The organism is Flavicella sp. (assembly GCF_029238425.1).
Lineage (GTDB): Bacteria > Bacteroidota > Bacteroidia > Flavobacteriales > Flavobacteriaceae > Flavicella.
In genome coordinates this window covers 1-10,793 of the sequence record NZ_JAQWGB010000152.1, presented here as the reverse complement: position 1 = coordinate 10,793, position 10,793 = coordinate 1, and the positions used below count along the sequence as shown (strand labels likewise).

Sequence of the window (10,793 nt, the reverse complement as noted above, 5' to 3'; positions counted from 1 at the left end):
TGTTAGTAAAGGTTTGAGTGGAAATCCTTCTAGCCAATGGTTTTTGTATGGTTTTATGTATTGTTCGGTAATGACAGTTTTTGCCATTCGCATGTTCATTAAATACAGACACAATGCCTATCAAATGGTTCGGACAGGAGTGGTCTTGTTCTTTCAAATAGCATTCGCCTTTTTGATTCCTGAAATTTTGGTAGCCTTTAACAAACCTTGGTTTGATTTTAAAAATGCATGGCCTTTAGATTATGATTTGTTCTTTGATTTGAATAAAGATTGGGGATTACTAGGTCAGGGTCAAATAGGATTGTTTATGTTGGTGTGGGGAATTGTTTTGACTTTGATAATTGTTCCTGTAATGGTTTACTTTTATGGGAAAAGATGGTACTGTTCATGGGTTTGTGGCTGTGGAGGTTTGGCAGAAACTTTAGGAGATCCCTATCGCCAATTGTCTGATAAATCATTGTTCTCATGGAAAGTAGAACGTTGGTTGATTCATGGAGTTTTAGTCTTTGCTGTTGGGATGACGGGGTTAACATTGTATACTTACTTTGCTGAAATAGAATCTTGGCAGGAAATAGCTTTTGGAATCACAGCTTACGATGTACAAACCAGTTACGGTTTCTTTATCGGTTCCATTTTTTCTGGAGTTATTGGAACTGGTTTTTATCCGATCATGGGGAATAGAGTATGGTGTCGTTTTGGGTGTCCTTTGGCTGCTTATATGGGATTGGTTCAAAAATTTAAATCGAGATTTAGAATTACTACCAATGGAGGTCAATGTATTTCCTGTGGAAACTGTTCCACCTATTGTGAACAAGGTATTGATGTTCGTTCCTATGCTCAAAAAGGGCAAAATATAGTACGTTCTTCCTGCGTTGGATGTGGTGTTTGTTCTGCTGTATGTCCAAGAGGAGTGTTAAAACTTGAAAATGGTCCAACAGAAAATAGAATCGATCAGAATCCTACCTTATTAGGGAATGATGTAGATTTATTGGCAATGATCAAAGAAAACAAATAAGCATATGTTCCGAATTTTGTTCTTGTTTTTTACTTTGAGTATTTCGGCGCAGACTTCAAAAGTCTATCAGAAAAATAAAGATATGTCTGGCAGAATTGTTAGTGAGGGCTGGCTTATCGATGGTCAAAAATCAGAATATTGGTTTACCTATCATAAAGATAATTCGGTAGCTTCAAAGGGACATTTTCAGCAAGGCCTCAAAGAAAAATATTGGTACTTTTACCGCACAAATGGAAATTTAGAAAAGGAAGGCCATTATGCTAAGGGTTTGATGTCTGATTGGTGGATTTTTTATGATGTTTCCGGAAATATGAATTGTAAAATTCAATTCAAAGCAGGGAAAAAAGAAGGATACTGTTTGCAGTATAATTCCGGTAAAATTGTAAAAGTTGAAAAATTTAAGTCGGATGTCAAAGTAGGAGAGTGGGATGATCTTGATAGTTTTCAAAAAGAAAACGACTTGAAAGATTTAATGTGATAGAAGATAGAGGAAAAAATAGAATGCCGAATAAAAATAGAAATTTGGAAACAAATAAAATATCCAAAGAAAACGATGTGTTGGTTAAAGTAATCATCCCTGCTTTTAATGAAGAAGAGGCGATTGCGAATGTGGTGAGGGATGTTCCATCTTTGGTCTCTGAAATTATTGTAGTAGACAATGGTTCTGTAGATAACACTGCTTTGAATGCAGAAAATGCAGGTGCTACGGTATTATCAGAAATGAATAAAGGATATGGTTATGCTTGTTTGAAAGGAATGGACTATATAGCCAAACAAGAGAAATTACCGGAAATTATTGTGTTTTTAGATGGAGATTACTCTGACTACCCAGAAGAATTGGAAAAAATAATAGCTCCCATTCAAGAGGAGAATATGGATATGGTAATTGGTGCTAGAACGGGTGCTTATAGGGAAAAAGGTGCGATGACTCCTCAACAGGTGTTTGGAAATTGGTTGGCAACGCGTTTGATGCGCTTGTTTTTTTCTGCAACTTTTACCGATTTAGGTCCGTTTAGAGCGATGAAATACGAAAAGTTGTTAGCTTTAAAAATGGAAGATAAAACCTATGGCTGGACCGTTGAAATGCAATTAAAAGTATTGAAACAAAAAATGACATACACAGAGATACCAGTTACTTACAGAAATAGAATCGGTGTTTCAAAAGTATCGGGGACACTAAAAGGAACTCTTATGGCAGGGTATAAAATTTTAAGTTGGATTTTTAGATATAGTTTAAAATAATGGAAAATTTATTTTCAGATAATACGTTTTACGGAATTGGGGTTGCACTGATGGTTGTCTATTTGTTGGCACTTACCTTGATTTTATCTTTTTCATTCGCTCAGTTAAATTTGTTGTTTAATTTTTTGAAATCAAAAAAGGCAAAAAATAAAGATGAAAAATACGATTTTACGGATCCTGATCAAATTCCTTTTGTAACGATTCAGCTTCCTGTGTATAATGAAATTTATGTTATGGAACGCCTTTTAAATAAAATGGTGGAATTAGAATATCCTAAAGATAAATTAGAGTTTCAGGTTTTAGATGATTCAACAGATGAAAGTGTTACGTCTACTTTGTTGCAAATTGAAAAATTGAGAAAAGAAGGACATAATATAGAATATATTCACAGAACGAACAGAAAAGGTTTTAAGGCAGGAGCTTTAAAGGCTGGTTTGGAAATAGCAAAAGGTGAGTTTATTGCCATTTTTGATGCCGATTTTTTGCCAGAATCCAATTGGTTGTATAAAACCATTCCTTTCTTTAAAAATGAAAAAATTGGAGTCGTGCAAACCCGATGGGGACATATCAATAGAGATTATTCCTTACTGACTAAAATTCAGGCTTTTGCTTTGGATGCGCATTTTACTTTAGAGCAAGTGGGACGTAACAGTCAAGGTCATTTTATCAACTTTAACGGAACAGCTGGAGTGTGGCGTAAAACATGTATACTTGATTCAGGAAACTGGGAAGGAGATACACTTACCGAAGATTTGGATTTAAGTTATAGAGCTCAGTTGAAGGATTGGAAATTTAAATATTTAGTAGATGTAGAAACTCCCGCGGAACTACCAGTTGTGATTAGCGCAGCAAGAAGTCAACAGTTTAGATGGAACAAAGGTGGTGCTGAGAATTTCCAGAAAATGATAAAAAAAGTAATGCGAGCAGATAACTTATGTTTTAAAACGAAAGCACATGCCGCCTTACATTTATTAAACAGTAGTATGTTTTTAAATGTTTTTATTGTGGGAGTTTTAAGCATTCCGATGTTGTATTTGAAAAATTATTTTGAAGATTTAAAATTGTATTTCGTTGCTATGACTTTTTTCGGTTTGAGTACGCTGATATTTTTTGTTTGCTACTGGTTTATGTATCGAGAAATAAAAGGAGGTGGTTTGAAAAATTTTGGAAATTACTTTTTTATGTTTTTTAAATTCTTTTCCGTCGCCATGGGATTTTCGTTGCACAATACTGTTGCTGTTACGGAAGGACATTTGGGAAAGAAGAGTGAGTTTGTGAGAACACCAAAATTTAATATGATGTCTTTAAAAGATAAGTGGAGCAAAAATAAATACATCCAGAAAAAAATGTCAAAAAGTGTTTTTGTAGAAGGACTGTTGACCCTGTATTTCGGTTTTGGATTGATAAGCGCTGTCTTAGTGGGGTATATAGGCGATAATAAAATAATGCCAAATGAGCATTTTGATTTTGGGTTGTTTCCATTTCACTTGATGCTGTTTTTTGGCTTTGGTTATGTCTTTTTTCAATCGATTAAATCGGTAAATGAATAAAATATTTCAACATCTTTCTATGAAATCTGTAGCAGCTGTTTTTCTCAGTTGTGTAAGTTATGTATGGATTGCCTATGGTATTGAAAGAAGTTCTTTTTATTTGTTTTTTGTGCTTTATGCCACAAGTTTTATAGCCTTTCTTTATCTAATATTTAAAGGGAAAGAGAATCAGAATACTTTAATTTTCGTGGCTTTTGGATTTAGAATTTTGTTGCTTTTTGCGATTCCAAACCTGTCGGATGATTTTTACAGATTTATTTGGGATGGTAGAATGATTTGGGAAGGCTTGAATCCGTATTTGGTGCTGCCAGTAAATGATACCAGTTTGGTTGGGGAAGGTCGGTTGCTTTATGAAGGAATGGGAGCAATGAATGGAAGTCATTATACCTGTTATCCACCAGTAAATCAATTTGCTTTTTTAATTCCAGCAATTTTTTTCTCGAAAAATTTATTGGGAGCAACCTTAGTAATGCGCCTGTTATTGATTTTAGCGGATTTAGGAACTTTTATTTTTGGAAAGAAAATATTGAACTTATTGAAGCTGCCTTCAAAATATATCTTTCTTTATATTTTAAATCCCTTTATAATTCTTGAATTGACAGGGAACTTACATTTTGAGGGGCTGATGATTTTTTTCTTGGCGATTGCAATTTATTATTTATTGAAAAATAAATGGCTGTATTCAGCTGTGGCTTTTGCAGTGTCAGTTTCTGTAAAATTGGTTCCGTTGTTGTTTGTTCCAATTTTTATAAAAAAAATAGGTTTTTGGAAAACGGTGGGGTATGGCTCTTTGGTGATATTGATAAACCTTCTGTTTTTTCTCCCTTTTATGAGTCAAGATTTGTATGATAATTTTATGGATAGCATTCATTTATATTTTCAGAATTTTGAGTTCAACGCAAGTATCTATTACATCATTAGAGAGATTGGTTTCCAAGTAAAGGGATATAATATTATTCATTCTGTTGGGAAGGTTACTCCAATCCTAGTAATATTTGCTGTGGCGATGTTTGCTTTCTTTAGGAATAACAAGAACCCTAAAGTTTTGTTTGAGTCGTTGTTATTCTCTATTTGTATTTATTATTCTTTAGCATCAATAGTCCATCCTTGGTATGTTGCGATTCCACTTTTTCTTTCTGTTTTTACACGATATAAATTCCCTTTGTTTTGGAGTTTTATGATTGTGTTAAGTTATGCAGCTTATCAAACCTCCGAATATCATGAGAATTTATATTTGGTGTTTTTGGAATATGCCGTAGTTTATGGAGTGCTTTTATGGGAACTTATTGGTCGTAAAAATGATTTTCCAGAAATATCTGAGGTTTAGGAACGTTTCCAAATTGTAAGTTCAATTTCTATCTTGCAACAATATTATCCTCTTTTTGAAGTTTGATAGGGGTGTTTGGAATAAATAGTTTTGAAAACTAAATTAACTTTTATAAATTGTTATGTTTCAAACAAGGTGCAGTTTGGTAATGAGAATTAACTAATTATAGCTATTTTTGCACCCAGTCATAAATTAATTTATTCCATATGAAAAAAATAACTATTAAAGATATTGCAGCGAAATTTGATGTATCTATATCTACCGTTTCAAAGGCGCTGAATGATAGTTATGAAATTAGTGATAAGACAAAAGCTAAGATTCAAAAATACGCAAAGAAGAAAAAGTACAAACCTAATTTTAATGCTTTAAGCTTGAAAAATAGGAGAACAAAAACTATTGGAGTCGTTATTCCTGATATGTTGAATTACTTTTTTGCTCAAGTTTTTCAAGGAGTAGAGAAAAAGGCAAATGAAAATGGCTACAAAATAATTACCTGTATTTCTAATGAATCTTATGACAAGGAAGTAGAAACGATGGAAATGCTTTCAAATGGAAGTATTGACGGTTTTATTGTTTCGATGTCCAAAGAAACAGGGATGAATAAATGCGTGGACCATTTCAATGATATGATTGAAGAAGGAACTCCCATTGTTATGTTTGATAGAGTTGCAAAGGATGTGGAGTGCGATAAAGTGGTGGCTGATGATTATGAAGCAGCTGTGAAAACAGTGAAACATCTTAAAAATACAGGATGTAAAAATATTGCCTTTATTTCTACGATTAGTGATTTGATCGGAGGTAAGGATCGTTACAAAGGATATTTGGAAGGAATGAAGATTGAAGAGCTTCCAATCAATGAAAAGTTAATATTGAATATCCAAGAGAGTGATTATAAAAAGTACGAAGAAATTATTGAACCGCTTTTTGAAAATAATGATATTGATAGTGTAATTGCCTCAAGTGAGCAATCTGCTATTGCAGCAATGAAAATCGCACAACGTAAAGGATATAAAATTCCAGAAAACTTTTCAGTTATTGGTTTTGCTAATGGTTTGTTGTCTAGACACTCTAATCCAAAGTTGACAACGGTAAGTCAGCACGGGGAGCGTATGGGAGAAAAAGCTGCTCAAATGTTGATAGACCGTTTGGAGCAAAATGAAACTGACATTCCAACGGTAACGGAAGTTATTAGAACCGATTTGGTTGAGAGAAATTCTACAAAGACGTATTTAGAATTGTCGAATAACAATTAAAAAAAATATTTACAAATAAAAAAGGTTCCAATCAGGAACCTTTTTTGTTTTAATCTGTACCCTCAGTTTGTCGAAGCGTAAAGTGAGTATAAAACTCTTATAATATATATTCTTTTGCTTTAGAAATGGCCTCAGATAAGCCAGCTGGATTTTTACCTCCTGCTGTTGCAAAGAATTTTTGTCCACCACCTCCACCTTGGATGAGTTTCCCTAATTCTCTTACTATTTTACCTGCGTCTAATCCTATTTCTTCTACTAAGTTTTTAGAAATATAACATGTCAACAAAGCTTTCCCGTTGATTTCAGTTCCTGCAAAAAAGAAAAGATTTTCTACCTCACTACCAAGTTCGTGTGCAATATCTTTTAAAGCACCCGCTTCCATATCAATTTGAGTAGCCAAGAAGTTGATTCCATTTATCTCAGTAATATTGCTTTTAAGTTGTGTTTTAAGGCTTTTGATTTTTTCTTTAACCAAAGCTTCTATTTGTTTCTTTAAAGCAGCGTTTTCATCCTGTAAACTTGTAATCGCTTTTACAGGGTCTTTTGCATTTTTTAAAGTAGCTTTCACATCACCAAATAAATCATCTTGGTCTTTGTAGTATTTTTTTACGGCATCAGAGGTGATCGCTTCAATTCTTCTAATTCCTGAAGCAACTGCAGATTCTCCTGTGATTTTAAACTGCCATATGTCGGCTGTGTTATCCACATGAATACCACCACATAATTCCATTGAGTTACCAAATTTTATAGAACGTACCGTATCTCCATATTTTTCTCCAAATAAAGCAATTGCTCCTTCTGAGATCGCATTGTCATAGGTGTTGTTTCTATTTTCCTCAAGACTTAGTTTTTCATGGATTCTAGAATTTACAAAGTTTTCAATTTCTGTCAATTCATTTGTCGAAACCTTTGAGAAATGAGAAAAGTCAAAACGCAATGACGCTTGGTGCACATACGATCCTTTTTGCTCTACATGAGTCCCTAAAACGGTTCTTAGGGCTTGATGCAATAAATGCGTCGCTGTATGATTTGCAGCTGATCTAGATCTGTATTTGGCATCTACTACAGCAGTATAAGTTGCGTCTAAATTTTTTGGAAGATTTTTGGTTATATGAATGATCAAATTGTTTTCCTTTTTTGTGTCAATCAAGTAAGTGACATCTCCATTAGAAGCTTCTAAATAACCTTTGTCTCCAACTTGTCCACCACCTTCAGGGTAGAAAGGAGTTTGGTCAAAAACCAATTGGAATAATTGACCGTCTTTTTTACTGTCAACTTTTCTATAACGCGTTAATTTAACTTCAGCAGTTGTATTATCATAACCAATAAAAGATTCTTGATCGCTTTCTGCAATAATTTGCCAGTCACCAGCCGTTACCTGAGCAGCTGCACGAGATCTATCTTTTTGTTTCTGTAATTCAGTTTCAAAACCTTTTTCATCCAGTTGATATCCTTTCTCGCTTAAAATCAAAGCTGTTAAGTCAATAGGGAATCCAAAAGTATCATACAATTCAAAGGCTTTTTCTCCTGAAACAGTATCACCTTCTGTTTTAGAGATGATATTATCCAATAAAAGTAGTCCTTGATCTAAGGTCTTTAGAAAAGAAAGTTCTTCTTCTTTAATTACATTGGTGATCAATTGTTGCTGTGCTTTTAACTCAGGGAATACGTCACCAAGTTGGTTGCTAAGCGTTTCAACCAATTTGAAAATAAATGGCTCTTTGGTGTTTAAAAAAGTAAATCCATAACGAATAGCTCTTCTTAAAATTCTTCTAATTACGTATCCTGCTCCATTATTACTTGGCAATTGTCCATCTGCAATAGAGAAGGCAACTGTACGAACGTGATCTGCAATAACTCTAATAGCAACACTTACTTTACCGTTTGCTTCAGTAGGAATTGAGTTTTTATCATAGACAGATTTTGTAATGGTTTCTATCTCTCTAATCAAAGGAGTAAAAACATCAGTGTCATAATTAGATTGAACATTTTGCATTGCCATACACAAGCGCTCAAATCCCATTCCAGTATCCACATGTTGCGCTGGAAGTTTTTCTAGAGATCCATCAGCTTTTCTGTTGAATTGCATGAATACCAAATTCCAGATCTCAACCACCTGAGGGTGATCCATGTTTACCAAATCACGACCGGATACTTTTGATTTTTCTTCAGCCGAACGAATATCGATGTGGATTTCAGAACAAGGTCCACACGGTCCTTGCGCACCCATTTCCCAAAAATTGTCCTTTTTGTTCCCCATGATTATTTTGTCTTCAGGGACAATAGCCTTCCAAAGGTCAAATGCCTCTTGATCTAATTCAAGTTTGTCGGCATCACTGCTTCCTTCAAATACACTTACATACAGAGAATCTTTGTCTAATTTTAATCTATCTGTTAAGAATTCCCATGCCCATTCTATAGCTTCTTTTTTAAAGTAGTCACCAAAACTCCAGTTACCAAGCATTTCAAACATGGTATGGTGGTAAGTGTCCATTCCTACTTCTTCCAAATCGTTGTGTTTACCAGAAACACGCAAACATTTTTGTGTATCCGCAACTCTAGAGTTTGTAACCTCACGCTGCCCCAAAAAGAACTCTTTGAATTGGTTCATACCTGCATTGGTAAACATCAATGTAGGGTCGTCTTTTAATACGATGGGTGCAGAAGGAACAATTTTATGTGATTTTTCTTCAAAAAAGTTTAAAAATTGCTGTCTTATTTCTAGTGATTTCATGTGTTACTATTCTTTATTTGAACAATTAAAAAAATGCTAATTACCACTGTTTATTGAGTAGTTGCAAAACATTTTGTAAATTTGCAATTGTTCTGTTTGTTTTTAGGCGCACAAAAGGGCTTGCAAATGAGGATACAAAAGTACTATATTTAGCAATATGGCAAAAGTAAAATTTTATTACGATTCAGAGACCCTTTCTTATCAAAGAATAACGGTAAAAAGAAGCACTAAAATAAAGAACAGTTTGCTATTTACAGCTGCCGTTGGTTTGATTGCTTTCATTGGTTTTATTGGCTTTAGTTATGTAGTTAAATCACCTAGTCAGTTGGATGATGAGCGTGAGTTGGAAAACTTAAAGCTGCATTATGAATTATTATCCAAAAGAATTGACGAGGGAACCTCTGTTTTGGAAGAAATCCAAGATAGAGATAATAATATTTATCGCGTTTATTTTGAAGCAGAACCTATCTCTAAAGAAGAGCGTATGGCTGGTTTTGGTGGTATCAATAGATATAAATCATTGGATGGGTTTGAGAATTCAACCATGATCAAAGATGTAACCAAGAAAATTGATGTTTTGTCAAAACAATTGGTCGTACAGTCAAAATCTCTAGATGAAATTATAGGGATGGCTAAGAATAAAAAAGAAATGCTAGCTTCTATTCCAGCAATCCAACCCGTTGCCAATAAAGACTTAAAAAGAATGGCCTCTGGTTATGGATATAGAATACATCCTATTTATAAAACTAGAAAGTTTCACTGGGGTATGGATTTTTCAGCACCTAAAGGAACACCTATTTACGCTACGGGTAATGGGAAGATAGAAAAGGTGACAAGATCTAAAAGAGGATTTGGGAATTATGTAAAAATTGATCACGGATTTGGGTATAAAACCTTGTATGGTCATATGGATAAATACACTGTTCGCAAAGGTCAGTCGGTGAAAAGAGGGGATTTGATTGGTTATGTTGGGACTTCAGGGACTTCTACAGCACCCCACTTGCATTATGAAGTTGTAAAGGGGAATAGAAAAGTAAACCCAATTTATTATTACTTTAATGATCTTACGCCAGAGGAGTATGATATGATGTTAGATATGGCTTCTAAAGAAAATCAATCCTTGGATTAATGGAAATTGATTTACCAGAAAAAAGATACTACAAAATAGGAGAGGTGGCTAAAGCCTTTGATGTAAATACTTCATTGATTCGTTTTTGGGAGAAGGAATTTGACATCATTCAGCCTAAAAAAAATGGTAAAGGCGATAGGATGTTCACGCCTGTGGATATTAAAAATTTTAGATTAATTTATCATTTAGTTAAAGAGAAAGGCTTTACCTTAGACGGTGCTAAGAAAAAATTATTAGCAGAGCCAGAAGCTACCAAAAACAACCTTGAAATTATTGAAAGATTGGAAAAGGTGAAGGCTGAATTGCTCAAAATCAAAAACGAACTTTAATGTTTTCGGTCTAGTTGGATCGATGTTTGACCAATTTTGTCAAAAAACTGACAAAATATCAGTTTAAAAATACTTGGTATATATATTGAGCTATAGCTAAAAGTAAAAAAATAAAAAATAGTATGGATAAATTAAAAAAGTGGTTGCCGTTAATAGTTGTAGGTTTATTTCTGTTATGGGGGTATAGCTCCTTTAAAGGATTTAATAATACAGC

9 protein-coding genes are annotated in these 10,793 nt (G+C 34.0%); 8 read left to right on the top strand and 1 reads right to left on the bottom strand.

What is annotated here, in order from left to right; all coding sequences use genetic code 11:
* From P8H68_RS10775 to P8H68_RS10750, 6 genes are all read left to right on the top strand, one after another.
* Positions 1 to 1,015, top strand: a 1,015-nt coding sequence (locus P8H68_RS10775; RefSeq protein WP_300324774.1) for a 4Fe-4S dicluster domain-containing protein, incomplete at its 5' end; no start/stop codon positions are given.
* Between the two features lie 82 nt (positions 1,016 to 1,097).
* Positions 1,098 to 1,493 carry a hypothetical protein gene (locus P8H68_RS10770; RefSeq protein WP_300324771.1) on the top strand — a complete coding sequence of 132 codons (396 nt, stop codon included), beginning with the start codon at positions 1,098 to 1,100 and terminating at the stop codon, positions 1,491 to 1,493.
* 23 nt (positions 1,494 to 1,516) lie between these two features.
* Entirely contained in the window at positions 1,517 to 2,257 is a 741-nt protein-coding gene (locus P8H68_RS10765) for a glycosyltransferase family 2 protein (RefSeq protein ID WP_300324776.1), read from the top strand.
* Positions 2,257 to 3,807, top strand: a complete 1,551-nt coding sequence (locus P8H68_RS10760; RefSeq protein ID WP_300324769.1) for a cellulose synthase family protein — start codon at positions 2,257 to 2,259, stop codon at positions 3,805 to 3,807. The genes P8H68_RS10765 and P8H68_RS10760 overlap by 1 nt, the downstream gene beginning before the upstream one ends.
* Positions 3,808 to 3,826: 19 nt before the next feature.
* Entirely contained in the window at positions 3,827 to 5,134 is a 1,308-nt protein-coding gene (locus P8H68_RS10755; protein WP_300324766.1) for a glycosyltransferase 87 family protein, read from the top strand.
* Positions 5,135 to 5,340: 206 nt separating this feature from the next.
* Complete coding sequence (locus tag P8H68_RS10750) at positions 5,341 to 6,387, top strand: LacI family DNA-binding transcriptional regulator (protein WP_300324763.1); 1,047 nt, start codon at positions 5,341 to 5,343, stop codon at positions 6,385 to 6,387.
* A gap of 97 nt (positions 6,388 to 6,484) precedes the next feature.
* Here the strand turns inward: P8H68_RS10750 and alaS are convergent, their stop codons facing one another.
* Positions 6,485 to 9,121, bottom strand: coding sequence for an alanine--tRNA ligase (gene alaS, locus P8H68_RS10745; protein ID WP_300324760.1), 2,637 nt, complete (start codon positions 9,119 to 9,121; stop codon positions 6,485 to 6,487).
* A 157-nt stretch (positions 9,122 to 9,278) separates the two neighbouring features.
* Here alaS and P8H68_RS10740 point away from each other — a divergent pair, with 157 nt between their 5' ends.
* Complete coding sequence (locus P8H68_RS10740) at positions 9,279 to 10,250, top strand: M23 family metallopeptidase (protein WP_300324757.1); 972 nt, start codon at positions 9,279 to 9,281, stop codon at positions 10,248 to 10,250.
* Positions 10,250 to 10,579 (top strand): MerR family transcriptional regulator, encoded by a 330-nt coding sequence (locus P8H68_RS10735; protein WP_300324754.1) that lies wholly within the window; start codon positions 10,250 to 10,252, stop codon positions 10,577 to 10,579. Before P8H68_RS10740 ends, P8H68_RS10735 begins: the two co-directional genes overlap by 1 nt.
* Positions 10,580 to 10,793 lie beyond the last annotated feature (214 nt).

Excerpts from the sequence above, each read along its gene's own strand:
- alaS (WP_300324760.1), bottom strand. The coding sequence starts at position 9,121 with ATGAAATCACTAGAAATAAGACAGCAATTTTTAAACTTTTTTGAAGAA.
- P8H68_RS10750 (WP_300324763.1), top strand. The coding sequence starts at position 5,341 with ATGAAAAAAATAACTATTAAAGATATTGCAGCGAAATTTGATGTATCT.
- P8H68_RS10760 (WP_300324769.1), top strand. The coding sequence starts at position 2,257 with ATGGAAAATTTATTTTCAGATAATACGTTTTACGGAATTGGGGTTGCA.
- P8H68_RS10770 (WP_300324771.1), top strand. The coding sequence starts at position 1,098 with ATGTCTGGCAGAATTGTTAGTGAGGGCTGGCTTATCGATGGTCAAAAA.
- P8H68_RS10740 (WP_300324757.1), top strand. The coding sequence starts at position 9,279 with ATGGCAAAAGTAAAATTTTATTACGATTCAGAGACCCTTTCTTATCAA.
- P8H68_RS10765 (WP_300324776.1), top strand. The coding sequence starts at position 1,517 with ATGCCGAATAAAAATAGAAATTTGGAAACAAATAAAATATCCAAAGAA.
- P8H68_RS10755 (WP_300324766.1), top strand. The coding sequence starts at position 3,827 with ATGAAATCTGTAGCAGCTGTTTTTCTCAGTTGTGTAAGTTATGTATGG.
- P8H68_RS10735 (WP_300324754.1), top strand. The coding sequence starts at position 10,250 with ATGGAAATTGATTTACCAGAAAAAAGATACTACAAAATAGGAGAGGTG.